Source organism: Sphingosinicella xenopeptidilytica (genome assembly GCF_042676985.1).
Taxonomy (GTDB): domain Bacteria; phylum Pseudomonadota; class Alphaproteobacteria; order Sphingomonadales; family Sphingomonadaceae; genus Sphingosinicella; species Sphingosinicella xenopeptidilytica.
Genome location: NZ_JBHTIK010000001.1, coordinates 524,416 through 549,438 on the forward strand (window position 1 = coordinate 524,416; position 25,023 = coordinate 549,438).

The 25,023-nt window shown below is 62.9% G+C and carries 19 protein-coding genes and 1 tRNA gene; 13 read left to right on the plus strand and 7 right to left on the minus strand.

Going from position 1 to position 25,023, the window contains the following annotated elements:
- The first annotated feature begins 45 nt into the window (after nt 1-45).
- The 5 genes from ACFQ00_RS02670 to ACFQ00_RS02690 all read left to right on the plus strand — a co-directional run bounded on the left by ACFQ00_RS02670 (nt 46) and on the right by ACFQ00_RS02690 (nt 4,299).
- Nucleotides 46-2,565 carry a helicase-related protein gene (locus ACFQ00_RS02670; protein WP_381485754.1) on the plus strand — a complete coding sequence of 840 codons (2,520 nt, stop codon included), beginning with the start codon at nt 46-48 and terminating at the stop codon, nt 2,563-2,565.
- Complete coding sequence (locus ACFQ00_RS02675; protein ID WP_381485915.1) at nt 2,565-2,876, plus strand: RNA-binding S4 domain-containing protein; 312 nt, start codon at nt 2,565-2,567, stop codon at nt 2,874-2,876. The genes ACFQ00_RS02670 and ACFQ00_RS02675 overlap by 1 nt, the downstream gene beginning before the upstream one ends.
- A gap of 42 nt (nt 2,877-2,918) precedes the next feature.
- Nucleotides 2,919-3,248, plus strand: a complete 330-nt coding sequence (gene fdxA / locus ACFQ00_RS02680; RefSeq protein WP_374596375.1) for a ferredoxin FdxA — start codon at nt 2,919-2,921, stop codon at nt 3,246-3,248.
- A 268-nt stretch (nt 3,249-3,516) separates the two neighbouring features.
- Nucleotides 3,517-4,056, plus strand: a complete 540-nt coding sequence (locus ACFQ00_RS02685; RefSeq protein WP_374596377.1) for a CarD family transcriptional regulator — start codon at nt 3,517-3,519, stop codon at nt 4,054-4,056.
- A 156-nt stretch (nt 4,057-4,212) separates the two neighbouring features.
- A tRNA-Leu gene (locus ACFQ00_RS02690) sits at nt 4,213-4,299 on the plus strand.
- Between the two features lie 291 nt (nt 4,300-4,590).
- Here ACFQ00_RS02690 and ACFQ00_RS02695 read toward each other — a convergent pair.
- Nucleotides 4,591-5,058, minus strand: a complete 468-nt coding sequence (locus tag ACFQ00_RS02695; RefSeq protein ID WP_381485758.1) for a hypothetical protein — start codon at nt 5,056-5,058, stop codon at nt 4,591-4,593.
- Nucleotides 5,059-5,474: 416 nt separating this feature from the next.
- Between ACFQ00_RS02695 and ACFQ00_RS02700 the strand changes: the two genes are divergently transcribed.
- On the plus strand, nt 5,475-6,212 hold the full coding sequence (locus ACFQ00_RS02700; RefSeq protein ID WP_381485761.1) for an aspartate/glutamate racemase family protein: 738 nt from the start codon (nt 5,475-5,477) through the stop codon (nt 6,210-6,212).
- Nucleotides 6,213-6,557: 345 nt separating this feature from the next.
- Here ACFQ00_RS02700 and ACFQ00_RS02705 read toward each other — a convergent pair whose 3' ends face one another.
- Both ACFQ00_RS02705 and ACFQ00_RS02710 read right to left on the minus strand, forming a co-directional pair.
- Nucleotides 6,558-7,586 (minus strand): YncE family protein, encoded by a 1,029-nt coding sequence (locus tag ACFQ00_RS02705; protein ID WP_381485763.1) that lies wholly within the window; start codon nt 7,584-7,586, stop codon nt 6,558-6,560.
- A gap of 57 nt (nt 7,587-7,643) precedes the next feature.
- Nucleotides 7,644-8,021, minus strand: coding sequence for a hypothetical protein (locus tag ACFQ00_RS02710; RefSeq protein ID WP_381485765.1), 378 nt, complete (start codon nt 8,019-8,021; stop codon nt 7,644-7,646).
- A 226-nt stretch (nt 8,022-8,247) separates the two neighbouring features.
- Between ACFQ00_RS02710 and ACFQ00_RS02715 the strand changes: the two genes are divergently transcribed.
- Genes ACFQ00_RS02715 through ACFQ00_RS02725 form a run of 3 tightly spaced genes read left to right on the plus strand, consistent with a single transcriptional unit; the run spans nt 8,248 to nt 11,901 of the window.
- Nucleotides 8,248-9,447 (plus strand): serine hydrolase domain-containing protein, encoded by a 1,200-nt coding sequence (locus ACFQ00_RS02715; RefSeq protein WP_381485766.1) that lies wholly within the window; start codon nt 8,248-8,250, stop codon nt 9,445-9,447.
- Between the two features lie 4 nt (nt 9,448-9,451).
- Entirely contained in the window at nt 9,452-10,717 is a 1,266-nt protein-coding gene (locus ACFQ00_RS02720; RefSeq protein ID WP_381485769.1) for a DUF418 domain-containing protein, read from the plus strand.
- Nucleotides 10,693-11,901: an alpha/beta hydrolase gene (locus ACFQ00_RS02725; protein ID WP_381485772.1), complete on the plus strand. Its 1,209-nt coding sequence runs from the start codon at nt 10,693-10,695 to the stop codon at nt 11,899-11,901. Before ACFQ00_RS02720 ends, ACFQ00_RS02725 begins: the two co-directional genes overlap by 25 nt.
- Before the next feature lie 11 nt (nt 11,902-11,912).
- Here the strand turns inward: ACFQ00_RS02725 and ACFQ00_RS02730 are convergent, their stop codons facing one another.
- The 3 genes from ACFQ00_RS02730 to ACFQ00_RS02740 form a co-directional block, all read right to left on the minus strand.
- The gene (locus tag ACFQ00_RS02730; RefSeq protein WP_381485918.1) at nt 11,913-13,064 is read right to left on the minus strand and encodes an SUMF1/EgtB/PvdO family nonheme iron enzyme; all 1,152 of its coding nucleotides are present in this window, start codon (nt 13,062-13,064) and stop codon (nt 11,913-11,915) included.
- Nucleotides 13,065-13,140: 76 nt separating this feature from the next.
- Entirely contained in the window at nt 13,141-16,419 is a 3,279-nt protein-coding gene (locus ACFQ00_RS02735; protein ID WP_381485775.1) for an amidohydrolase family protein, read from the minus strand.
- An 89-nt stretch (nt 16,420-16,508) separates the two neighbouring features.
- Nucleotides 16,509-17,573, minus strand: coding sequence for a PepSY-associated TM helix domain-containing protein (locus ACFQ00_RS02740; RefSeq protein WP_381485778.1), 1,065 nt, complete (start codon nt 17,571-17,573; stop codon nt 16,509-16,511).
- A gap of 288 nt (nt 17,574-17,861) precedes the next feature.
- Here ACFQ00_RS02740 and ACFQ00_RS02745 point away from each other — a divergent pair, with 288 nt between their 5' ends.
- The 4 genes from ACFQ00_RS02745 to ACFQ00_RS02760 all read left to right on the plus strand — a co-directional run bounded on the left by ACFQ00_RS02745 (nt 17,862) and on the right by ACFQ00_RS02760 (nt 23,698).
- A complete protein-coding gene (locus tag ACFQ00_RS02745) occupies nt 17,862-19,160 on the plus strand; it encodes a P1 family peptidase (protein WP_381485781.1) in 1,299 nt (432 codons plus the stop codon).
- Nucleotides 19,161-19,180: 20 nt separating this feature from the next.
- On the plus strand, nt 19,181-20,353 hold the full coding sequence (locus tag ACFQ00_RS02750) for an acyl-CoA dehydrogenase family protein (RefSeq protein ID WP_381485784.1): 1,173 nt from the start codon (nt 19,181-19,183) through the stop codon (nt 20,351-20,353).
- 125 nt (nt 20,354-20,478) lie between these two features.
- Nucleotides 20,479-22,608, plus strand: a complete 2,130-nt coding sequence (locus ACFQ00_RS02755; protein ID WP_381485786.1) for a TonB-dependent receptor — start codon at nt 20,479-20,481, stop codon at nt 22,606-22,608.
- 121 nt (nt 22,609-22,729) lie between these two features.
- Nucleotides 22,730-23,698, plus strand: coding sequence for a LysR substrate-binding domain-containing protein (locus ACFQ00_RS02760; RefSeq protein WP_381485789.1), 969 nt, complete (start codon nt 22,730-22,732; stop codon nt 23,696-23,698).
- 6 nt (nt 23,699-23,704) lie between these two features.
- Here the strand turns inward: ACFQ00_RS02760 and gabT are convergent, their stop codons facing one another.
- Nucleotides 23,705-25,018, minus strand: coding sequence for a 4-aminobutyrate--2-oxoglutarate transaminase (gabT, locus tag ACFQ00_RS02765; RefSeq protein ID WP_381485792.1), 1,314 nt, complete (start codon nt 25,016-25,018; stop codon nt 23,705-23,707).
- Nucleotides 25,019-25,023: the final 5 nt, after the last annotated feature.

A 25,023-nucleotide genomic window follows, 5' to 3' on the forward strand; every position in this document is an offset into this window, starting at 1 on the left:
CGAACCGAAATTCACGTCCGGCGTGCCCGGTCAGGAAGCGTGCCCATGAGCGGCACTGACCGCTCCGTCACTGCCGTTCTTGGGCCCACGAACACGGGCAAGACCCACCTCGCCGTCACCCGCATGTGCGCCCATTCCAGTGGGATGATCGGCTTTCCGCTGCGCCTGCTCGCGCGCGAGGTCTACGACCGGGTGGTGCAGATAAAGGGCGCCGCGCAGGTTGCGCTTGTCACGGGCGAGGAAAAGATCGTGCCCGCTGGCGCGCGTTATTTCCTGTGCACGGCCGAATCGATGCCTATGGACAGGGATGTCGCCTTCGTCGCGCTCGACGAGGCGCAGCTCGGCGCGGATGCCGAGCGCGGGCATGTGTTCACCGATCGACTGCTCCACGTGCGCGGGCGCGATGAAACGATGATCCTGGGGTCGGATACGATCCGGCCGATCGTGCGCGCGCTGCTGCCGGATGCGGAAATCGTCGGCCGTCCGCGCTATTCGACGCTCAGCTACGTGGGGCCGAAAAAGCTATCGCGCCTGCCCAAGCGCAGCGCGGTCGTCGCGTTCAGCGCGGAGGATGTCTACGGCCTTGCCGAGATGATCCGCCGGCAGAAGGGCGGCGCGGCGGTGGTGATGGGCGGGCTGTCCCCGCGCACGCGCAACGCGCAGGTGGAGCTCTACCAGTCGGGAGAGGTCGATTATCTGGTGGCGACGGATGCCATCGGCATGGGCCTCAACATGGATATCGCGCACGTCGCCTTCGCTGCGCTCACCAAGTTCGATGGCAAGCGCGTGCGGCGGCTGCGCCCCGCCGAAATGGCGCAGATCGCCGGGCGCGCCGGGCGTTATCAGACCGACGGCAGCTTCGGCCCGCTCGCCATGAGCGACGACGACGGGCCTGTTTTCGAACCCGCCGAGGTGGAGGCGATCGAGGCGCATACGTTCCCGGCGCTCGAGCGGCTGGTGTGGCGCAACGCGCGGCTCGATTTCGGCTCGCTCGGGCGGCTCATCGCCTCGCTTGGCGTGCGGCCGGAGCACGCGCGGCTCACGCGCTCCGACGACGAGGTCGATTTCCAGGTGCTGAAGCGCCTTGCCCGCGAAGACTGGATCATCGCGCGCGCGAACAGCCCGGCGCGGCTGCAGCGGCTGTGGGCCGTGTGCGGCCTCCCGGATTACCGCAAGACCGGGCCGGACACGCACGCCCGGTTCATCGCGCGCATCTATGGCCATCTTACCGAGGGCGCGGGGCGGATCCCCACGGACTGGGTGGCGGGGGAACTGGCGCGGCTCGACGATGTGCAGGGCGATATCGAGGTGCTGGCGAACCGCATCGCCGCCGCGCGCACATGGACGTTCGCGGCGCACCGGCCGGACTGGCTCGTCGATCCGCAGGCCTGGACGCAGCGTTCACGGGAGATCGAGGATCGGCTTTCGGATGCGCTCCACCAGCGGCTGACGCAGCGCTTCGTCGATCGCCGCACCTCGGTGCTGATGCGCGAGCTTTCGGCGCGGGGCCATCTGCTGCCCACCGAGATCGACGAGGACGGTGCCGTCGTCGTGGGCGGCGAGGAGATCGGGCGTTTGACCGGTTTCCGTTTTGAAGCCGATCCCGCCGCGCGGGCGGGCGAGAAGCGCCGGTTGCTTGCCGCTGCGGACCGCCGTCTCGCGGGCGAACTGGTGCGCCGCGCGGGGCTGCTCGCGGCCTGCGAGGACAATGCGCTCGCGCTCGAATTCAACGGGTCGCTGCCGCCGCGTATCCTCTGGAATGGCGCGCGCGTCGGCTATCTCTCACGCGGTCCCGATCCGCTCAGTCCGCGCGTGCGGCTCGATCGCAGCCTTGCCGATCTCGATCCCGCCTCGCGCGCCGCCGTGCGCGTCCGGCTGGAAGCGTGGTTCGCCGGGCGTGTCGAGCGCCACCTCGGCCCGCTCCTGAAGCTCAAGGCCCGCGTCGACCGAGACGCCTCCCCGGCGCTCCGCGGCCTCGTCGTCCAGTTGACGCAGGGTCTCGGTTGTCTCGCCCGCGCGCCCACGCTCCCCCTCCTCTCCGACCTCGGTGAGGCCGACAACGCGCTCCTCTACCGCAGCGGCGTCCGGGTAGGCGCCACCCACGTCTATTTCCCCGATCTCCTCCGCCCCGAACCGACGCGCTGGCGCCTCGCGCTCTGGGCGGTGAGCAGCGGCCTCGAAACCGCGCCCCCGCCGCCCGCGCCCGGGCGCGTCTCCGTACCCATCGACGAAAACACCCCGCGCGCTTTCTACGAGGTCGCCGGCTTCTGGCCGATCGTCACCGATGCCGTCCGCGTCGACATGGTCGAGCGGCTGGTGAAGGCGATGCACAAACAGCGCCGCGGCTCCACGCCGTTCGTGCCCGATACGCTGTGGACGCAAAGCCTCGGCCTTTCGCAGAAGAGCTTCAGCCAGTTGATGCGCGCGCTCGGCTACCGCAGCGTGCAGCAGGAAGGCCGCACGACCTTCGCGTGGCGCGGGGTGCCTGCGAAACGCGCCGCAACCCGCGCCGCGCCGCAAAACCATTCGCCCTTCGCTGTTCTCGCCACCATGAAGAAAGGATGATGCCCTTGGTATTCGGACCCGCGCTTCGTCTCGACAAATGGCTCTGGTACGCGCGCTGCACCCAGTCCCGCAGCGAAGCGCAGAACCTGTGCGAAAGCCGCCGCCTCCGTATGGACGGCCGCGTCATCGACCGCGCCTCGGCGCGCGTGAGGCCCGGCGCCGTGCTCAGCTACACGCGCGGTGGCGAGGTACATATCGTGCGGGTGGAAGCCCTTGCCGAACGGCGCGGCCCTTATTCCGAGGCGTGCCAACTCTACACTGATCTCACGCCGGACTCAGGTGGATTGACGCCGGCCACCGTCGCTGTGTAGCAGACGCGGGAAACACGCCGTCCGTTTTGAAGGTGACACGCGATGACCTATGTGGTGACCGAAGCCTGCATCAAGTGCAAGTATATGGACTGCGTGGAAGTCTGTCCGGTGGATTGCTTCTACGAGGGCGAGAACATGCTCGTCATCAACCCCAACGAGTGTATCGATTGCGGCGTGTGCGAGCCGGAATGCCCCGCCGAGGCGATTCTGCCGGATACCGAAGACGGGCTTGACCAGTGGCTGGAGCTGAACGCCACCTATTCGGCGCAGTGGCCGAACATCACGGCCAAGAAGGATGCGCCCGACGACGCGGACGCTCACAAGGGTGAAGCGGGCAAGTTCGAGAAGTATTTTTCTTCCAATCCGGGCTGATTTCGCTCCGGCTGCGCCTGATTGACGCAGATTCGGCGTAGCGCCGACGTCATTTTTCTGTTATATAAGCTTCGTTGAGCGCAGTTTTGCGGGCTTTTTAGTCCCCTGAACGGCGCTCTTGCTTTGTATAATCAACTGCGCGCGGTCGTACCTGCCGGCCGCCCGCCCGAACGCAGGGTCGCGGCAGGACAATCTGAATTTTTCGTGCACCCGGCCCATTCGGGAGCACGTCCGCGCTCTTTGAACATCTGACGAAGGAACCAAATCTATGGCAGCAAAGGCACCTGGCTTCAGCGTTGGCGACCATGTCGTTTATCCGAAGCATGGCGTCGGCCGGATTGTCGAACTCCAGGCGACCGAAATCGCGGGCGCAAAGCTGGAGCTCTACGTGTTGCGCTTCGAAAAGGAGCGCATGACGCTCCGCGTGCCCATGAACAAGGCCGAAGCCGTGGGTATGCGCAAGCTTTCGAGCCAGGCGACGCTCGCCGACGCGATGACGACGCTGAAGGGCAAGCCCAAGGTGAAGCGCACCATGTGGTCGCGCCGGGCGCAGGAATATGAAGCGAAGATCAACTCGGGTGACCTCGTTTCGATCGCCGAGGTGGTTCGCGACCTGCACCGCGCCGAAGACCAGCCCGAGCAGAGCTACTCCGAGCGCCAGATTTACGAAGCGGCGATCGGCCGCCTCGCCCGCGAACTCGCTGCCATGGAAGGCGTCGACGAGGCTGCGGCGCAGACCAAGATCGAGGAAGTGCTCATGAAGAAGCTCGCCGGGGCGAAAGCACAGCAGGACGCTGTCGCGGCCTGATGGCGGCATCTATTTTCAGTTAAAAAAGGGCGATCCGAAAGGGTCGCCCTTTTTCGTTGGGCCACTGCTGATCGGCTGTTGCGGTCAGCGATTTTCCCTGCTAGAGGCCCACGCCTTGCCAGTCGGCAGAGCGCAAATGCGTCCTGCTTTTCACGTGCGGTCGTGGCGGAACTGGTAGACGCGCAGCGTTGAGGTCGCTGTGGCCGAAAGGCCGTGGAAGTTCGAGTCTTCTCGACCGCACCATTCAGTGTTAATGTATTGATATAGATGAGATTTTCTCTTCCTCTGCCAGAATATGGCCGAGTTTCAGGGGCTTTCGGACCCGGCTTCAAACCCCTACCAACACCCTTCGGTCTCTGGCCGCAGATACGCCCTCCAGAAATGGCCCGCGTCTCTTTTCAGTAAAAGCCCGGCCCCAGCTGCGATACTCAATTGCTGCGCATCTGCGGCACGAATGATGCAATGATCCCGGCTTTCGTCACGGAATTAAAAAGGGCTCCGTATGGAGCCCGATTTATTCAGAATTATATCGTGTCAGATAAATCCGAGTTGCCGTCGCTGGTCTTCCCAGTCTGATGAGAACGGTGTTGCGAGTAGCTTTTTCCGGGTCAGCGATACGCGCTGCCGCCCCTCAAGGATTGCTGTGACGATGTCGGGTGCAAGATACGACTGACGCATTCTGTCGGCGAGATGGCCACGACAGCGCCCGAGCCGTGCTGCAATCTGTGCAAGCGATCCTTTCCCCTCGAGAACTGTTTGCCGTGCAGCATGGGCCTCGGCGATGAGATCGATCAGACCGGAGTCCGTGTTGGTCGTTGCGCGCAATGATGCGCTGAAGTTCCGTATGAAGTGCATTTGGATCCGGAACTGCCAATGCTCTTGCTGTTGCGTGAGCTCGATCCAGACAGCCTTGCATCGCTGATGCATCTTGCGCCCCCGATACATTCTGCACGGATGTATCATCGCGAAGAAAATCACGACCTGCCGAAGCAAATCCGCCACCGGCAATCCAGTTTAGCCTGCTTCAACACAGCCGCAATCTGCTCCAAGGGAAGCCGTTTTTTCACTTCTCACAAGGGAAAATTCGTCGGAAATACTAACTTTGCAACCGGACCAATCATCGCGGGCAGTCCATCGGTGTGGGCTGTTGGTTGGGGCATGATGCCGCCCACCGTAAGGCGTAGAGCAAGCGGGCGAGCCGTGTCCTGACAGGGACATCAGCTCGACACCTATGCGATTTATTCTTCAGTACCCAATTCACTGGACAGTAAATAGTCTTTCGGTGAGACACTAATCCATCCCATTTGGCGCTCCCCGTCGTGATCGGGTGCTTGAGCGTGGTGACGATCGGCTTCGCGCAAGCCGTCGCGCGCCGGATATCGGCACCTTACGTTCCTCAGGCTGAATAGGACCAGCGCATGCGCACGCCCCGTATCCATATCCTCACGCCTATTACCGGCGCGGACGCCTATGTGCCGTCCCAATTCGCCGACCTCGTGGGCACCTTCGTGACGATCAGCTGCTCGGCGATCTCTCGTGGCCCGGCGTCAATCGAAAGCGTGGCCGATGAAATGATGGCTGGCCCCGAGATCTTGCGATCCTGCCTCGCGCTTGCTGCGGACGGGGTCGAGGCGATTGTGATCGACTGTTTCGGCGATCCCGGCGTGGCGGCCGCGCGCGAGCTGCTTTCAATCCCCGTAATAGGTCCGGGACAATCCTCCTTGCACCGGGCGGCCCAGCTTGCCGACCGCGTCGGCGTTGTCACTATGCTCGACAATGTCCTGCCTCTGGTACGCGATATGGGTCTGCGCGCGGGTTTGGACGGTCGGCTCTGTTCCGTGCGCGCGTTGGACATCCCGGTCCTGGCGCTCGAGGGTGAGCATTTTGCGCAGGCACTGCGCGAGCAGGCACTCGCGGCGGTCCGCGACGATGGTGCCGAGGCGCTGATCCTCGGCTGCACCGGAATGTTCGGTGTGAGCGAGCGGTTGTCTACCTACCTGACCGGGGAGATTGGAACATATATTCCCGTCGTGGATCCGATAAGTTCAGCTGTTCTCGATGCCGTGGCATTGGCAAGACTGGGCCTGTCGCACAGCAAACGCGCTTACATCAATCCTCCGGCGCGTACGCGAGAATCAATCCTCACTTTACGCTGATTTGGTGAGCCTTGGCTTCGACGGTTCTCATATCCGTGTGGCGATCTTTGTGTGGAACCAGAGATGGGATGAGGGTCACTAACCGAGAACCTCTCACACAAAAGCGGACCAGTTTTCAGGGGGGCAACAATTTCCATCGGCCCATGGCGCCTTTAAAGGACAAACTCCCTATGAAGCCCTCCGTGAACGGCTATAATCGATGAACCGCCGTGTCTCGCCCGTCACCCAAGGCTACAAGAAATAAAGCACAGCCGGCTCCGCCAAACGAGCGCGGTTTTCACCGCGTTCGAGAGTCTGGAACGGACCGGGCAATCAAAAAACTGAACGAGTACGGCACCCTGCGCCCTATTGTGGCGCGTATTGCAGAACGACGAAACTGTCGGGATGATAATGCTCGTCGGGGTCTGCCTGCCCTTCCACGGCCCGCAGCGTGGAATCCGCAGTGACGACGTAGAGTCGGCCGTTCCGGTCGTCCATCGTCATCATCCGGGCATTGGCGCGGGTACCGATCGTTCCGAGGAGCTTATAGCCGTCCGGCCCGTCCTGACCGATTACGGTGAGATTGGCATCGACACCGTTCGAGGTCACGATCCGGCCGCGCGCGTCGTCCACCGCGAAGCCGTCGATGCCGCGCCCGATGGGGAGGGAGGCCACGACCTTGCCGTTGTCGGCATCGATCGCGAGGAAGCGCGGGTCCTCGCCCGTGCAGGCCGCGAGCAGGCGGTTGGTCTGCGGCTGGAACCGCACCTTCGACACGTTGCAAGGCATGGGCCAGCGCGCCTGTTCATCGAGCGTCTTGCCGTCCAGCTTCAGGATCAGGCGATCGTAGCGGACGGGTGCAAACAGGTAGCCTTTACCGTCGTTCGCCGGGTCGTCCATCTTGCGGAACGGAAACCGGCGCGTTTCGAGCAGCTTTCCTGTCGCGGCATCGAGCGTGAACCATGTGCTGTGCGTCTTGCCGGTGGCCGTGATCGCGTGTATTCGCGCCGTGGACGCGTCGTAGACGGCGCTGTTGAGGCCGCTTTCCTTCGACAGTTCCAGGCGGGCGACAGGGGCTAGCGTCCCCAGATCGAAGCTGAGCAGGGAGCCATCTGTCATCGCGCTGTAGCCGCGGCCGTGCTGCGGGATCAGAAGCGGGCCGTTGGCCCCGACGGAATTGCCGACGGTGGCGAGGATGGTCTTGCGATCGACGTCGAAAACGGTGAGGCCATCCTTGTCGCGCGCGATGAAGAGGCGGGACGTGCCGGGTTCCAACTTCGCATAGTCCCAGTCCGTATCCGTGCTGGGCAACGTCGTGACGTCGCTCAGTGTGTAAAGTAGCCCGCCATCGGGTGTGGAAGCGGCCATTGCGAGAAACAGGGTGCCGAGAAACATGGAGGAACCTTTCTGTCGTGATCGTCGTAGAGATCGGAGGGCGGAATCGCGGCGCGATCAGGGTTTCGGATCGGCGGGCAGGGTGATCTGGAACAACCTGCAATACTCCCCAATCATTGCGCCGTCGTCTGCCTTCACGACCACGGTTTCGCCGCGCTCGTAGGCGCGCACGGCCAGCATGACCATCGCCCGCTCGTGATCCGGAAAGATCAGTCCGGGAAGCTTGCGGCATTTTTCGGGAAGCCACGCATCGTCGGCCATACCGATCCAGAAGATATTGCGATAGGCGGGGTGATCCGGATCGACGGTGACGGCGCTGATGCCGACAATCCGCGTCTTCGTCCAGTACTGTGCGGCGCTTGCAGGCGCAGCAGCAGCGGTCAAGGCTGCAACCAGTGCAAATACAGCCGGTTTTCCCAAGCGTCGCCGCGCCACGGATGGTTTCTCCTCGCCGTTCCCTTCAGCATGCAGGGTATCCCGAAGATGTCGGCCCGTTTCAGGTGCGAAGTGCGTAAATCATGGTGTGCAGCGGACACCGGCGCGCGGGTTCGGCATGGTGCCTTCCCGGCAACAGAAGCCATTCGTTTGGCACCTATGGACCGGCACCAACGGACCTATCCTCCGCAGTTCCACGGCAGGTCTGGTAATGGGGGAGCGGACGATGGCGTTTGTCGTTGGTTATGGCCGGGTCTGTGCGCTGACCTTCCTTTGGCTTGCAATCGCGTCCGCACCGGCGTCGGCGCAGAATGCGGAGCCTCTTCCCAAGCAAGCCGAACGGCTCGGCTTCTGGTCGCCGGGCGAGCAGGAAGCGGGGTACCGCGCGATGGAGACCGTCTTTCCGACGACGCGCATCGAGGCCAGCGGGCAGGTGCGTGCGCTCCCCGTGGCGGAGACGCCGCTGGAGATCGAATTCATCCACGAACACCGCCCCTATACGATCGACGACTTCATGAAGGCCAACCGCGTATCCGGCCTTCTCGTTATCTCGAACGGACGCATCGTCGCCGAGCGTTATGGATTGGGACGCACGCCGGGCGAGCGCTGGACGTCGTTCTCCATCGCCAAGTCTGTCACGTCGACGCTGGTGGGCGCCGCAATCCGCGACGGCAAGATCCGTAGCGTAAACGACCCGCTCAGCCGCTACGTGCCGGAACTGAAGGGCGGCGCCTACGACGGCGTCACGTTCGCGCAGGCACTCACGATGCGTTCGGGCGTGCGCTGGACCGAAAACTATGACGATCCCGCGTCGGATTTCAGCCGCTACGCCACGCACATGGGGCCGGATTTCTACAGGCTCATGTCGGCCCAACCGCGCGATGCTGCGCCCGGCGCCAAATTCTACTACTCCACGGTGGAGTCGAACCTGATCGGTGCCGCGGTCATCAACGCCACCGGCAAGTCGCTTTCGGCTTATTTTTCCGAGAAAATCTGGAAGCCGTTCGGTATGGAAGCGGACGGGATCTGGATGTCGTCTCCGGACGGGCTCGAGACGGGCGGCATCTGCTTCAGCGCGACACTGCGCGACTACGGACGCTTCGGGCTGTTCATGCTCGAAGAGGGCAAGGTGCGCGGCAAGGCGGTGCTGCCTGACGGCTGGATCGCCGAAGCCACGGCGCGCCATAGCGAGAACAGCTTCGGCGAGCTCGGTTACGGATACCAGTGGTGGGTCGATCCCAGCGGGGCCTATCGCGGCCTCGGCATCATGGGACAGGCTCTCTTCATCGACCCGAAACGCCAGCTTGTCATCGTGATCCAGAGCGCCTGGACAAAGGCGGGCGGCCCCGAGCGTTATGCGCTGCAATGGGCGTTTCTGAAGGCTGCGGTGGAAGCGAACGATCGCGCCACGGCGGCGGGACGCTAGGTCGATGGCAGGCGGCGGCGCGCGCATCAGCACATTGGATGCGGTGCGCGGCTTCGCCGTGATGGGCATCCTGCTGATGAACATCGTCGATTTCGCGATGCCGGGCTTCGCCTATTACAATCCGAGCTATTACGGGGGAGACGAAGGCGCGAACTTCGCCGCCTGGGCCGTCAACTACGTCCTGTTCGACGGCAAGATGCGCGGTCTTTTCACGATGATGTTCGGAGCGAGCACCGTGCTGATCGCCGAGCGCGCGCTCCGTGCCGGGGAAAGCCCGACGCGCGTGACGTTTGCGCGCATGTGGTGGCTGCTGGTATTCGGCATGATCCACGTCTGGCTGATCTGGTACGGCGACATACTGGTACTTTACAGCCTGTGCGGCATGATCGCTGTTGTGGCGTGGCGCTGGCCGCCGCGGCGGCTGTTCGCTGTCGGCGCCGCACTGTTGTGCCTGAAACTGGCGCTCGGCATTGCAGCTTACATGTCGTTCGCCGCGCTGGAGCGTGCCGCTGCCGAACCGGGCGCTTCGGCGGAAACACTGTCCGAATGGGCCGTGATGCAGGAGAAGCTCGAGCTGCCGTCCGTGCAATCGCAGCTCGACGGCTATCGGGGCAGCTATGGGGATGCGCTTCGGGCGCGTATTCCCCTCGCAGTCTACATCCTGACGGAAGCCCACCTCGCCGCGGTTCCTGATACGCTTGCACTGATTGCGATCGGCATGGGGCTGTTCAAGTGCGGCTTCTTCTCGGGTGGATGGTCGGCCCGCAGCTATCGCCGGGTCGCGTTTTGGAGCTTTCTCGTCTGCGTCCCGCTCCACCTGCCGCTGATCGCGATCAACGTGGAGGCCAATTATCACCCGATCATGTTGCACCGCACCGAAGCGATCCACCTCAGCCTGCTGCGGACACCCATGACGATGGGCTATGCCGCGCTCGTCATCCTGTTCATGCAACGCTTCCACGAAAGCGGGCTTGGACAAAGGCTGGTCGCGGCCGGACGCATGGCTTTTTCCAACTATCTCGGCACCAGTATCCTCTGCACGTTGATCTTCAACGGCTATGGGCTCGGTTTGTACGGCTATCTTGAGCGCTGGCAGTGTTATTTCGTGGTGATCGCGGTGTGGGCGGTCATCCTCCTCTGGTCGAAGCCGTGGCTCGACCGCTTCCATTTCGGTCCGCTCGAATGGCTGTGGCGCTCGCTTGCCCGCGCCCGGCTTCAACCCTTTGCAAAAAAGAAGGAAGACACATGTCCGCAATCGGCAAACGTGTGATCATGGCATTCGCGGCCCTGACGATGGGAACGGCAGCTGCGCCGCAGATATCGCCGCCCACGCTTGCCGACGACTTCGTGCCGACCGCTGCCGAGCAGGAGCGGCTGGACCTGATGTCACGGCCCGAAAGCTGGTTCGTCGATCACCTTGCGGGACCGCGCGAGGTGATCGACGGCCAGACGCTCGATCCCAAACTGCAATTCCACTTCGAAGCCCGCCGCGCCCGCCCGCCCGAAGAGGTGAAACGCGGGCTCGACATGTTCTACTCTGCGGAAGGCAGGGCTATCGCGCGTGAACGGCTGACGCGGGACTGGGCTCTGCTCACCAAGGTCACTGCCCCCATGCGGCGGGTCGAGGATCGCAGCATCACGGGACGCGGCGGCCATGCGATTCCGATCCGCATCTACACACCTGCATTGGATGAAGCGGGGCCGCTACCGATCCTTCTCTATTTTCACGGCGGCGGCTGGCTCTACAGCAATATCGAGGCTGTCGATCGCTCCGTGCGGCTGATCGCCAACGAAGCGCGCGCGATCGTCATCTCGGTCGATTATCGATTGGCGCCAGATCACAAGTGGCCCGCGGCAAACGACGACGGCGAGGATGCCTTCCTGTGGGCGCGCACCAACGCGGCTGCATTCGGCGGCGATCCCGCGATGATCGGCGTCGGCGGCGACAGCGCAGGCGGCAACATCTCGCTCTCGATATCACGGCGGCAGCAGGCCGCGCGGAAACCGGGGCCGCTCTATCAGCTGCTCTATTACACATCGGTCGATTTCACGCCGCGCTACCGGTCCTACGACCTGTTCGGCAAGGGCTACGGCCTCGACACCGCGTTCCGCGATTTCATGATGCCGCTTGCCTTCGGCGATGCGGATCGGATCGCCGCGGCGGCGCAGGAACTGAACGGTGGGAGCATGGCCGGAATGCCCGCCACGATCGTCGTGACGGCCGGCTTCGATGTTCTGCGCGATCCGGCGCAGCTGCTTGCGCAGCGGATGGAACGCGAAGGCGTTGCCGTGACCTATCTCAACTATCCCGCGCTCGCCCACGGCTTTCTGCAATGGTCGGGCGTCGTCGCCGAGGCCGAGCGCGCGGCGGTGGACAGTGCCCGCCTGTTCGGCACAGCCATCCGGGGACGCGGTGCGGTGTTGTCGATCAAAGCGCCCGAGACGGGGCGCTAGGCTAGAAAGGCCTATTCCGGGCCTTCCAGCAGGGTCTGCTGGATGCGGGCGATCTTCCAGCCCGAGTCCTCCCTTGTCAGCGTGTGGCTGACGAGGATGCTGAATTGCCGCTCGGCGCTCTTGATGTAGCGCATCGTGCTGGAAACCACGGCGATCCGGGAATCGACGAGGGCATGAGTGACCGGGCCGGGCTCGAGGGTCCAGCCCGTCTCGGCGAACCATTCGCGGTGCCATTGCAGGATGTCGTCGCGGCCGGACACCGTCTCGCCCCAGTAATAGACGATCTGGGGCGGGACGCTCCGCGCCAGCGTCCGGTCGAGCGCGGCGACGTCACGTCCGCGCATGGCGCCCAGCATCGACGACAGCGTCTCTGCGACAGCGGGCGGGGCCGTCGTCGGCGATGCCGGTTGCGGAGCGAGGTCGCGGGCCAGACGGAAGCCCACAGTGAAAAAGCCCTGATCGACCGGGCCTCGCAGCCGGAAGCGAGGGTCGTGGAATTCTCCCGCATCACCATAAGAGCCGCCGCGGATGCTGTGATATCCGGGCTCGGGGCACGCGCTGCGAGCGAGCCCATCGGTGGGAGCGCCCTCGTAACTGGCGTGATAGCAATCAGCCTGCCATTCCCAGACGTTCCCACGAATGTCATGAAGGCCAAGCCGGTCGGCCGGGAAGCTGGCGACGGGCGCCGTTTCGATCCAGATATCGCGATCATGTACCGCGCCGCCGCAACAGTCCACCTTGCCGATATTGGCCGTGGCATGGCTTACATCCACATTTCCGAACTGTGTAACGTACTCCATCTCCGCCTCGGACGGCAGTCGATATCGCTGGCCTGTCTGGGCGCTGAGCCAGGCGATATAGGCCTGTGTGTCTGCCCAGCTGACGCAGACGACAGGATGTTTCTCTTCCTGCAGAAAACCCGGTGCTGACCAACTGCGCTCGGGATCGATGTGCCAGCTTGTCCCGGCTTCGTAGACGTTGCACTTCCCCTTCGACACATGGCCCGTTGCCTTCACGAACGCGCGGAACTCGCCAACGGTGATTTCGCGCTTTGCCATGGCGAAGCGGGGGACGTTGACGTCGTGTGTCGGCCCATCAATGGGTCCGTAGCCGCGATCGACGGTGGCGCCCATTGCGAAAGTTCCGCCTGGAATTTCCACCATTTCCGGAAGCGGAGGCGTTTGCGCGTGCGCGCTCTGTAACGCGCACAGTGCGGCCACCACCGTCAGGATTCCATGTCTAGCGCTCACGTCCGACCTCTCCCCATGCAGGATTCCATGCGATCCCGTTCTGATCGGTCATTTCCCAGAAGAACTTGCTGCGTTCGCGGGGATGATTGCCGATCTCGTTCATCGTTTCGGAATCGTAGAGCCGGCCATTGACCATCGTGTAGCGCACGCTGTTCGTATTCTTGATATCCGCGAGCGGATCGCGGTCGAGTACGATGAGATCGGCGAGCTTTCCGGTCTCGATCGATCCGAGCTGATGATCGAGGCCGTAGGTTCGTGCGCCGTTGATGGTCGCCGCGCGAAGGATGCGCATCGGCGCCATGCCGCCTTCGGCAAGGAGTTGCATCTCCCAGTGGATAGCGATCCCCGACGACTGACCATGAGAGCCGACGTTGACGGTTACGCCGGCATCATCGAGCCGCTTGATCGAACGGCTGACCGAACGGAAGCCGACGTCGTAGAGTTCGTCCGCCTGATGGATTGATTGCATGGCGCGCACGTGGAGCGGTGCATCGGAAGGGCCCGAGACCGGATTGTAGGCATTGTTGACGCCCGGAATGAAGGTGCGGACCTTGGATTCCTTCCACGGCTCCTGATGCTGGTAGATGTAGTTCTCGCCGAAAAGCTCGCCGAAAGTGACGATCAGGGTCGGCGTCGTCGACAGTTGTGAATTTCGGAAGAGCTGCAGGAGGTCATCATAGTAGGTGGCAACCGGCAGATTGTGCTCGAGGTTGGTGTAGCCATCGAGAATCATGCTGACATTGTCGTAGAAATGCCCGGCGCCTTCGGCGTCGACCATCTGGCCGCCTTCGGTCGCGGCCTGAAGAAGCCACTGCTTCTGCGCGCGTGTCGTCAGCTTGTAGCTCTTGAAGATCGCGCCATCGGTGATCGCTGTCTTGCGCCTTGAAATGGCGCGGGCATCTTCCAGGCTTTCGATACGATTGAAGACACGATCGGGTTTTCCGGCGCGGCCATAGATGACGTTGCCGGTGGTAATCCAGCGCGGTCCGACCATCTTGCCGGCGATCGTCATTTCGCCGGTTTCGTAGCTCGGCAGCTCGTTCGCATAAGGATCGAAATTGGTGGTAATGCCGTAGGCAAGCGCCGCATAGCGCGTTGGATGCTTCTGGGGCATCACACTCGTCCCGTAACAGCAATCGATATGGCCGTGTGCGTCGAACAGGCCCGGTATTAGGGTGCGGCCGCCGAGATCGATGACCTTCGCCTTCGCCGGAATCGTCACGCGGTCATTCGCGCCGACAGCCGTGATGCGATTGCCTTCAACGACGACAGTGCCGCGCGGGATGATGGTATCGTTCCCGGTCATCGGAAGGATGCGGGCGTTCGTGAAGGCGATGCTTCCTTCAGGAACATCGGCCGGGGCGGCGAGGGTGATTTTTCGTGCGGGCGTATCGACGATGCCGCTATCGCCCGGAGCCGTGCTGAAAAGATTAGGCCCGAGCATCCAGTGAAGGCGCGAAGAATCCGCGCTCCACGCCATTTCGAAGCCCCCTGAGCGTGTCAGCGTCCGTGCCGATGGATTGGCCTTGGCCGTGATGTTCACCGGCGCCTCGGCACCGGGAGCGAACGCCATCAGGTGCAGTTCCTGCTCCTCCTTGAAGGCGATCCATTTGAGGTCGGGGCTCAGCGTGAAATCGCCCGCATCGGCGGTTTCGGCATAGGCGTGGTCGTGGACCTCTTCGCCCGTGAGGGCAATGCTGCGCAGGATGACCGCGCGCTTCGCGCTGTAATCGGGCGTACCGATGAAATAGATGCGCGCGTCGTCGGGTGAGAAGCGCACGAGCCCGGCCGCTTTCGAGAGGAAGTGCGGATTGCGGCCGTTCGTGTCGGTCACATAGAGGCCGCTCGGATCGCTTGCCCCGCCCATGGCGCTGTCGGGTTCGAGAATGCGATAGGCAATGCGCTTGCCGTCGTTCGAGAATTTCGGTTCGCCGATGATGCCGCGGCTTCGGGCGACGATGCTCTCGCGGCCGCTGCGGACATTGCGCAGGCGAAGTGTGCTGCCGGTTTCATCGTTCCAATCGACATAGGCGATCGATCGGCCATCCGGAGACCAGGCCGGATCGGTTTCGGCGCCCTTGCCGTTCGTGAGGCGGCGTGGCGGCGCGGCACCCGCCATATCCTGCTGCCACAACGAACCGAGCGCGCGGAACACGATCGTTTTGCCATCAGGTGCAGGCGCGATCTGGCGGATGATCTTCGCGTTCACACGTGCGGGTGCGAGATCGAGCTTCGTGCGGAGCGAGTCGTGGATGCGGTGTTGCGCAGTCGCGCGGAACGGAATCTCCGTCGCTGCGCCGTTCCGCATGTTCACTTTGTAGAGCCTGCCCTTGCCCCAGATGGCGACGTGCAGATTGTCAGGGAACCAGTCGAACGCCGGATAATAATGTTCCTGCGCGAGATAGTCGGCCTGCAAATCGCGGTCGAGATCCTGATATATGGCGGTCTGAACGCGTGTCTCGATATCGTAGCGGAACAGCACGGTCTTCGCGCCGACGCGGCGCACGAACGCGATCAGCTTGCCATCGGGCGAAACCTGCGGGCTTGTCGCGCTGCCAAACCCTGAGATGAGATCGCTGGTCTCCCCCGTGGTGAGGTCGCGGCGACGGATCACGAAGTTCGAGAGGCCCGGATTGTGATAGACATAATGCGTGCCGCCTACGCGTTCCGTATAATAGAGCACGCGGCCATCGGGCGCGTAGCGGGGTTCCTGTATGTCCTTGCCGGTGCTCGGCGGTTCGATGATTTGCGCGTCTCCGCCCGCCAGATCGAAGCGTCGGATTTCGGAGCTTCGCATCTCGAACACAGAAGCGCTGGTTTTCGTCGCGGCAATCGACTTGCCGTCCGGCGACCAGGAGGGGGCTGTGATCATCGCCAACGTTTCGTGGCTGATCTGGCGGGGATTGCGGCCATCGGGATCCGCAACCCAGATATTATCCGCGCCGCTTTCATCGCTGAGATAGAGAATGCTGCGTCCGTCGGGGCTGAACTGTGGGCTGCGCTGTGTCGCGGGGCCGGATAGAACGGGTTTTGCCTCTCCGCCTGCCGCGGGCACGGCGTAGATGTCGTTCAGCAGATCGAACAGGATGGTTTTGCCGTCCGGGCTGATATCGACGCTCATCCACGTCCCTTCGCTGAGCGTGAGCGTGACGTCTTTGGCGGGCGAGCTGAGAATCTCGGGGGTAGGCTGCGCTTTTGCCGGCAGCGTGCCGAAGCTGGTCGCTGCGGCTGCGATAAGCGCGCTGCAAAGTGCCGGTTTGAATGTCATCCCCGTCTCCCCTTGTTCCCTTTGCCGCACTCTAGAAGTGCACACTTTCGTCTGGTGCTGCCAATGGTGCGTGTGCCGGTGACCAGGTATCACCGCGTACGCCGGCGCATTTTCCACAAGACGAGGCCGAGCAAGGCCATCGTCAGCAGCCATGCGCCTGTCGCAACAACGGCGAGCCGACCCGGTAGCCCGGCGATCTCACCCGTGTGAAACGGGAACAGACCATCGAGAAACGCCCTGCTGGGCGCGGCATCGGAAGCTGGCAGGTTCGCCAACACCTGCCCGTTGTTGCCGCTCACGAATACGGTGGTTCGGCCGTATGCGCGCCGTGCTTCGCCGTCAGTACGCAGCCTGACGCGCCAGACCGCCGAGTCGGCGATTGGGAAGCTGACATCGGCGAGGCGAGCATCAGGGTAGAGCGCCATGGCAGCCTCGACCACTTTCCCGAAGCCCGGCGGTGATGTGATTGTCCATGGCTCGGTGGGCGTGGCGGTCGACGTGGGGGCGAGCCATCGTTCCGCACTGTCCTGAAACACCAGCAACACGCCTGCCAACGAAAGGGCAAGCGCAGGCAGCGCGCCCCAAAAACCGATGGCGCGATGCCAGCCATAGGCTTTTGGAATGCCGCGCATGGCTTTGGGTGGCGGCCTCAAGGCGTGCAGCCTCTGTCTTCCCGGCCATGCCAGAAAAAGCGCGATACCGATGTTGCCAGCGAGCAGAAGGCCGCTGAGGCTGACAATCCAGCTTCCCACTTCCCCAGCCAACAGGTTGTGGTGAAAGCCGACGAGCGTGTCGAGCACTCCGCTTTCTGCGGGTGTCAGTGTTCGCAAGACATTGCCTGCGCCATCGATGCGGATGGTGCGTTCCGCTTCTCCGTCCGAAGTCTCCACATAGACATCATATCGGTCGCTTGCGCCGCCGCTGGTCCACATCGATTCGATGATAAGGCCGGAGCCAGGTGGCACCAGTTCACTGAGCCGGGTTTCGATCGCTGCCAGGTCGGTCTGGTGGTGCGGGGCGCGGATCAGTGCGTCCTCGAGCTCCCAGTGGAACACGATCAGGACGCCGGATGCCGCCTGCAGCGCCCAGAACAGCATCGCTGAAAGGCTGAGCCAGCGATGAAGCCTGAGAAGGCCGGACCGTGCGATGCCCAAGATGCTTGCTCCTTCCCAAAAGCTCCAATACCGGGCGATAGGGGCACCCGGGCGGACGTCTGTGAAGCTGACAGGCGTGTCCGCAGTGGTGCGCTCCGCGCAACGCCGGCCTTTGCATTTGCATCTCGTTTTCGTAGCCGCGATCGTAATTCTGAAGATCAAGGCGCCGGGATGGAGAGTCATATGAAGCGAGCAGGGGCAGGCAGGATGCTGGGCGTGGCGATGGTCGCTGTGGCGGCTATGCTACCGTCGTCGCCGCTTTTCGCCCAATCCGCGGAACAGGATGCGTTGAAGCTTACGCTTAATGACGGCTACGATACGTCCGCTGCGCTGCGCTTCGACTGGCCCGCCTTCAAGATCGGCACGGGCCAGTATGAGGCTGGCCCGACCGGTCTTACGGTCTTTCGGTTCAATCGAAAGATGCTGGCGGCGGTCGATGTGCGCGGTGGCGGGCCGGGCACAGTGAATACGGAGTACCTGGGGATCGGCTATCCTGCTGCGGAACTGGACTCGGTCGTTCTCTCGGGCGGTTCCTGGTACGGCCTGGAAGCCGTGACAGCAGTGAACACGGCGCTCAAGGACGAAGGCTATCGCGGCGGCAATTGGGACAATGTCGGTCTCACGGTGGGCTCGATCATCTACGATTTCGGCGGACGCCGTCTCAACGAAATCTACCCGGACAAGCGCCTAGCGCAGGCAGCGCTGAAGGCGGCTATACCGGGCGTGTTCCCGCGCGGAGCTTATGGCGCGGGCCGCTCGGCGATCAGCGGTAGCATTTTTGGATGCAATGCCCATTCGGGGCAGGGCGGCGCATTTCGGCAGGTCGGCGACCTGAAGATCGCGGCCTTCACGGTTGTGAATGCCCTCGGCGTTGTTACCGACCGCGAGGGCCGCACGGCGGCCTGCTATCCGGACAAGGCGTGGCCTGCCGGGTTCAAAACCCACGACATTCTTGCCGGAACGCCCGACAGCGGAAAGCCGGGCTGGACGGGTGTTGCGCCCTCCGCCGAGAAAAAGAATACGACGATCAGCCTGATTGTCGTGAACCAGAAGATGGAGCCGTGGGAGCTGAAACGGCTTGCGATTCAGGTCCATACGTCGATGGCGCGCGGGATTCAGCCCTTCCAGACAGAGTTTGACGGCGACGTGCTCTATGCCGTCTCCACGGCCGAGTACATGCCCACCGACGACACGCGCATCAGCCTGCTCGACATCGGCACGATCACGTCCGAGGTGATGTGGGATGCGATCCTCAGCGCCGTGCCGCCGCAGCCGCGGGCGGTGCTGGAGGCGCCGCCGCACCGCGTGGTAGATGCCGCCGCGCTCCGGAAGGTTTCGGGCCGATACCGGTTCAGTGCGCTTGCCGAGCTTGATCTCAAAGTCGAAGACGGGCGTTTGCTCGGGCAGGCTGTCGGAGAGCGCAAGATATTCGGCATTCCGAAGGAGAATGCTGTGGAACTCGTCCCCACTGAAACCGGCGACTACGTGGTCCCGGGCCGATATCCGACCCTGCTGCGTTTCGACGGTCGCGGACGTGTGACGATCAATCCCGGACGCTGGCAGCAGCACGGCCAGAAACGCCGATAAACCCAAGGAGACAATTCGGTATGCCTGACCAGTTTGACTGGACGGACCCGCTCGCCCTCGATTCAGAGCTGACGAATGAAGAGCGGCTAATCCGCGATACGGCCCGGAGCTATGCCCAGACCGAACTTCTGCCGCGCATCGTCGAAGCCAACCGTGACGGCGTGTTCGACCGTGCGATCATGCGTGAAATGGGTTCGCTCGGCTTGCTCGGTGTCACGATTCCAGAGGCCGATGGCGGGGTGGGAGCAAGCCATGTTGCCTACGGGCTGATTGCGCGCGAGGTCGAGGCTGTAGATTCCGGCTATCGTTCCGCGATGAGCGTGCAGTCGAGCCTCGTCATTCACCCGATCCACGCCTACGGCTCGGACGCGCAGCGTGCGCGCTGGCTTCCCGGTCTGATGTCCGGCGACCTCGTTGGCTGTTTTGGCCTTACCGAACCGGGTTCGGGGTCCGATCCGGGAAGCCTTGCAACGCGCGCCGAGCGCGTTCCGGGCGGATATCGGCTGACCGGCACCAAGATGTGGATCACGAATGCGCCAATCGCGGATGTGATGGTGGTCTGGGCAAAGCTTGAGGGTGTGATCCGCGGTTTCGTGCTCGAACGCGGTGCCGAGGGACTGTCGACGCCCGAAATCAAGGACAAGCTCGCGCTGCGCGCATCCATCACCGGTGAGATCGTGATGGACGGCGTCTTTGTGCCCGAAGAGAACCTGTTGCCGAACGTGCAAGGCCTCAAGGGGCCGTTCGGTTGCCTTAACAAGGCGCGTTTCGGTATCGGCTGGGGGGCGCTTGGTGCTGCCGCGGCTTGCTGGCAGGCAGCGCGGGCTTACGCGCTTGAACGCTACCAGTTCGGCCGCCCACTTGCGGCGAACCAGCTCGTGCAGCGCAAGCTCGTGGAAATGCAGGTGGAAATCGCAATTGGACTGCAGGCCTGCCTCAAGGTTGGGCGGCTGCTCGACACCGGCGCGTGCCCGCCCGAAGCGATCTCGATCATCAAGCGCAACAGCTGCGGCAAGGCGCTCGATATCGCGCGTGCCGCGCGCGACGTGCATGGCGGCAACGGCATTTCCGGTGCGTTTCACGTCATGCGCCACGTCTGCAACCTCGAGGCGGTCAACACCTATGAAGGCACGCACGACGTTCACACGCTGATCTTGGGGCGCGCACAGACCGGCATTGCGGCTTTCGCCTGACGATGCAGGCGTCACACATGGTGGTGCCTTCATTGCACCGCATGTCGCGATTTTCGCATCTGCCGTGAAAGCGGCGCTTCCATAGCCTTTTCGGTCAATAACGAAGCTGCAAAGAGGGGGTAGCAATGGTTTCCAAAACAACATTCGCCGCAGGCGTTTCCGTATTCGCGATGCTGGCTGCGACGACGGCGCACGCGCAAGAGTCGGATGACGCGGTCGACAGCGGTCAGGTGATCGTCGTCACCGCCCAGAAACGCGAGCAGCGTCTCATTGATGTTCCGATGGCCGTGTCCGTGCTGGGCGGCGAGGATCTCGAACAGCGCGGCATCAACAATGTGCAGGATCTGTCGTTCGCGGTTCCGGGCCTCACGATGCGAGAAGACGGCCCCGGCAGCTACACGATCTTTCTGCGCGGTCTTGCCAACCAGTCCGGCTCCGGCGCGCTCGTCAGCATGTATCTCGACGAGGCACCGCTTTCGCTTTCCGGCTACGACCAGCTGAGCCCGGTCCCGCTCGATTTTGCGCGCGTCGAGGTGCTGAAAGGCCCGCAGGGGACGCTCTATGGTCAAGGGTCGGCAGGCGGTACGATCCGCTTTGTCACGAACGACCCGAATACCAGTCAGTTCGAGGGTAAGCTCGAAGGCGAAGTGTACAATGTAGCCAGCGGCGAGGTTGGTACGAAGCTGAGCGGCGTGCTCAATATTCCGCTCGTTCAGGATCAACTCGCGCTGCGTATCGCGGGTGCCTATGAGCAGGGCGGCGGCTGGATCGACCAGCCGGAAGCGGGCATCAAGGATGGGAACGGCACCGAGCTTATCAATGTGCGGGCCAAGTTGCTGTGGACGCCAAGTGACAACTTCCGCGCCGAAGCCATGGCGCAGATCCACCGCGCCGACACCAAGCTCGGCACGGGCTTCGAAGAGCCGGACCGCACGGTCGACATCGGTCCGGATCGCAGCAAGGCGATGATCCCCAAGGAGTTCGATTTCGATCTCTACAATCTCGAACTCCGCTATGACATGGGCTTCGCGGAGCTGGTGAGCGCCACGACCTATATCGAGCATAAGCACCAGTATCCGTTCACCTACATTCCCCGCCCCGGCAATTATTCGTACAACATCGTCGAGGGCAATGACGACCGCTGGGTGGACGCTGATCAATTCAGCCAGGAACTCCGCCTCACGTCTTCAGGCGGTCCGTTCGAATGGACGCTGGGTGTCTTCTACAGCGAAGGCGACAGGTCTCTGCTTGCCCTGTACGAATATCTCTACGCGCCTGATGCCGACATTTCTGAAGGCGGGGGCTTCCTCATCGGCGATCAATACTATCTCTCGAAATCCAGTTCAGAGTCCTACTCGCTGTTCGCGGATGCATCTTACAAGCTCTTCGATCGCCTGACGGTCGGTGCGGGCATCCGCTATTTCAAGGACAAGCAGACCAGCCTGATAGAGTATGCGCCCGGAACGGGCGTGGAGCAGTCGGCAAAGTTCGATTCCGTTGATCCGCGCTTTTACGTTTCGTACCAGTATTCGGATAACGCCAGCATCTACGCGAACGTTGCGAAAGGCTTCCGTTCGGGCGGCTTCAACTCCGCGCCGTTCGCGCCCTACAAACCCGAGAAGATCTTCACCTACGAGATCGGCACGAAGGGCATGACGTCCGATGGTGCATTCAGCTACGACATCGCGGCGTTCTTCACGAAATACAAGGACATGGTACGTCGCCGCCTTGTGAACGTGAACGGTGCGTATCTATCGGAATCGAGCAACATCGGGGAGGTCGAGGTGAAGGGCATCGAACTGGGTGCCGCCGTTCGTCCGACCACCGGGCTTACCTTCACGGCAAGCGCCGCGTATCTCGATAGCGAGATCGTTGCGACGGATGCCGCCGATACGGTCAACATTCCCGGCGACCGCACCGACTACACACCGAAGTTCAGCATCACGCTCGGTGCGAACTACGAGTTCGATTGGTCGGCGAACGTGCCCGGCTTTATGCGCGTGGATTACAGCTACCGCGACAAGGTGACGTATATCGATCGCTCGAGCTTCCTGCCGTCAGCACTGCCGCAGGCTTCGGACGACATCGGGCTTCTCAATGCCCGGATCGGCGCGACGTTCGGCGCGGTGGGTGTTGAACTCTACGGCCAGAACATCGCCAACGTGAACAAGGCGATCGATCCCTATCAAGGCTGGGCGAACTCCAACCGCACGCGGCCGCGGGTGATCGGTGTCAAGGGCTCGGTGAGCTTCTGAGCGAGATGGGCGGTGCTTGAACGCGGCGCCGCCCATATTCGAATCATTTCAAATGCTTAAATCACTGGTTCTTGACCCGAACGGGACGGGGTGGGAAGCTCGGCCCGGTCGGGAGGACTATGTGCTGGAGCGTAAGGTCAAGGGCGTCAATCCGCCGTCGCGCAAGTCGCTGCCGCCGTTCGAGGCCCTGCGCGCGTTCGATGCGGTCGCCCGCCTGAAAGGCGTGCGGCGTGCGGCGCAGAGCCTCGGCCGCGATCACGCCGTCATCAGCCGCCACCTGCGAACACTCGAAACCTGGACCGGAACGACGCTTATCGAGCGGACATCCGCCGGGGTGGTGCTTACCGAAGCCGGCATTCGCTACCACGAGCAGGTCGCGATGGCGCTCGATCTGCTGGCCGATGCCACGATGGAACTGATCCGGAGGGGCAGCGAGCACCGCCTGCACATCTGGTGTATGCCGGGTTTCGCGCTGCACTGGATGTCGCGTCGCGTCGGAGCGTTCGAACGGCTCGACCCTACGGTTCAGATCGAGATCCGTCCCACGGATCGGAGCCCCGATTTCGGATCGCACGAGACGGACATCGATATTCGCTTCGTGCCAACCTACGGTTCGCCCTTTGTGCTCGGCCCGAAGCTGCATCACATCGAACTGGCGAGGGTGCCGATCGTCGCCGTGGCGAACCCGGATTACCTCGCGGCGTCGGCACCCATCGAAAAGCCGGGCGATCTGTTACGGCACAGGCTGCTGCATGAGGATAATTTCGATTCCTGGGTGAACTGGCTTTCTGCGCACGGCATCTACGACGATATCGACCTGACGGGCCCCAAGCTGTGGCAGGGCCACTTGACGCTCGATGCCGCGCTGCACGGTCGCGGCGTCGCGCTTGCAAACCACCTCGTCGCGGCCGACGATCTGGCGAGTGGCCGCCTTGTCGAAATCGGGAAAGGGCTGGATAGCTTCCAGCCCTACAGTGACGGCATCTATCTGTTTATCGCCCGCGGCGACCGGTGGGATGCGCCGCTCATCCGCCGCTATCGCCGCTGGCTGAAGGACGCGATCGCGAAGTCTCTCTCCGGCAAGGCCTGAGCGCCCTCAGCTTGCGTTGGCAAGCCGAGGGGTGAGGACATCGAGCGTGGCGAGCGACTGCTCGAGGATCGCAAGGCCTTCTTCGAGATGCGCGTCCGGAATCGTCAGCGGCATCAGGAAGCGGAGAACATTGCCCTTGGTGCCGCAGGAAATCAGGATCAGGCCCTGCTTCTGTGCTTCGGCGATGAGCGCGCGGGTGAGCGCGGCGTCGGCAGCGTGCGGAGCTTCGGCAGAGCAAAGCTCCATTGCGACCATCGCGCCAAGGCGCCGTATATCGCCGATCACGCCCTTGCGCGACCGCTGGCGCAGATCGATGAGCCGTGCTTCGATTGTCTGTCCGATCGCTTCGGCTCGCGCGCAGAGACCTTCGCGTTCGATGACATCCAGCACGGCGAGTGCTGCCGCGCACGCCACAGGCGAACCCGCATAAGTGCCGCCGAGACCACCGATCGGGGATGCGTCCATCAGGTCGGCACGGCCGGTGACGGCGGCGAGCGGATAGCCGCCGGCAATGCCCTTCGCCATCGTGATGATATCAGCCTCGATGCCCGCGCGTGCGTGGGCGAAGTAGGCTCCCGTCCGTCCGAAACCAGTCTGGATTTCATCGATGATCAGCAGGATGCCGTGATCGTCGCAGAGCTTGCGCAGCGCCTGCAGAAGTTCGACGGACGCAATGTTGAAGCCGCCTTCGCCCTGCACGGGTTCGATGATGATCGCCGCCACGCGGGCCGGATCGACGTCTTCGTGAAAGATATCGTGGATGCTGGCGATACTGTCTTCGACCGTGATCCCCACCGTTTCATCCGGGAAGCGGGCGTGGAAGACCTCGGCGGGGAAAGGGCCGAACCCGGCCTTGTAGGGCGTCACCTTGCCGGTGAGTGCCATCGTCATCATCGTTCGGCCGTGGAAGCCCGCAGAAAAGGCGATCACTGCGCTGCGGCCCGTGGCGACACGTGCGACCTTCACGGCATTCTCAACAGCCTCGGCGCCCGTCGAGACGAGGATCGTCTTGCGCGGGCTGCTCCCCGGCACAAGCGCGTTCAAGCGCTGCGCGAGTTCGACATATTGCGGGTACATGGCGACGTTGAAGCTCGTGTGCGTGAAGCGATCGAGCTGGCCGATCACGGCGGCCTTCACATCCGGGTGGTTGTGGCCCGTGTTGCAGACGGCGATGCCGGCGGCGAAATCGATGTAGCGGCGGCCCTCTAGATCCCAGATCTCGGCATTCTGCGCACGGTCGCAAACGACGCTGGTGACATGCGACACGCCGCGTGCCACGGCCTCTGCGCGCGCTGCGAGCACTTCATTGCTGGTCTTCATATCGC

Bases quoted from the DNA above. Each gene is read 5' to 3' on its own strand.
- ACFQ00_RS02670 (WP_381485754.1), top strand. From the start codon at position 46: ATGAGCGGCACTGACCGCTCCGTCACTGCCGTTCTTGGGCCCACGAAC.
- ACFQ00_RS02675 (WP_381485915.1), top strand. From the start codon at position 2,565: ATGCCCTTGGTATTCGGACCCGCGCTTCGTCTCGACAAATGGCTCTGG.
- fdxA (WP_374596375.1), top strand. From the start codon at position 2,919: ATGACCTATGTGGTGACCGAAGCCTGCATCAAGTGCAAGTATATGGAC.
- ACFQ00_RS02685 (WP_374596377.1), top strand. From the start codon at position 3,517: ATGGCAGCAAAGGCACCTGGCTTCAGCGTTGGCGACCATGTCGTTTAT.
- ACFQ00_RS02700 (WP_381485761.1), top strand. From the start codon at position 5,475: ATGCGCACGCCCCGTATCCATATCCTCACGCCTATTACCGGCGCGGAC.
- ACFQ00_RS02705 (WP_381485763.1), bottom strand. From the start codon at position 7,586: ATGTTTCTCGGCACCCTGTTTCTCGCAATGGCCGCTTCCACACCCGAT.
- ACFQ00_RS02715 (WP_381485766.1), top strand. From the start codon at position 8,248: ATGGCGTTTGTCGTTGGTTATGGCCGGGTCTGTGCGCTGACCTTCCTT.
- ACFQ00_RS02720 (WP_381485769.1), top strand. From the start codon at position 9,452: ATGGCAGGCGGCGGCGCGCGCATCAGCACATTGGATGCGGTGCGCGGC.
- ACFQ00_RS02725 (WP_381485772.1), top strand. From the start codon at position 10,693: ATGTCCGCAATCGGCAAACGTGTGATCATGGCATTCGCGGCCCTGACG.
- ACFQ00_RS02730 (WP_381485918.1), bottom strand. From the start codon at position 13,064: ATGGTGGAAATTCCAGGCGGAACTTTCGCAATGGGCGCCACCGTCGAT.
- ACFQ00_RS02735 (WP_381485775.1), bottom strand. From the start codon at position 16,419: ATGACATTCAAACCGGCACTTTGCAGCGCGCTTATCGCAGCCGCAGCG.
- ACFQ00_RS02750 (WP_381485784.1), top strand. From the start codon at position 19,181: ATGCCTGACCAGTTTGACTGGACGGACCCGCTCGCCCTCGATTCAGAG.
- ACFQ00_RS02755 (WP_381485786.1), top strand. From the start codon at position 20,479: ATGGTTTCCAAAACAACATTCGCCGCAGGCGTTTCCGTATTCGCGATG.
- gabT (WP_381485792.1), bottom strand. From the start codon at position 25,018: ATGAAGACCAGCAATGAAGTGCTCGCAGCGCGCGCAGAGGCCGTGGCA.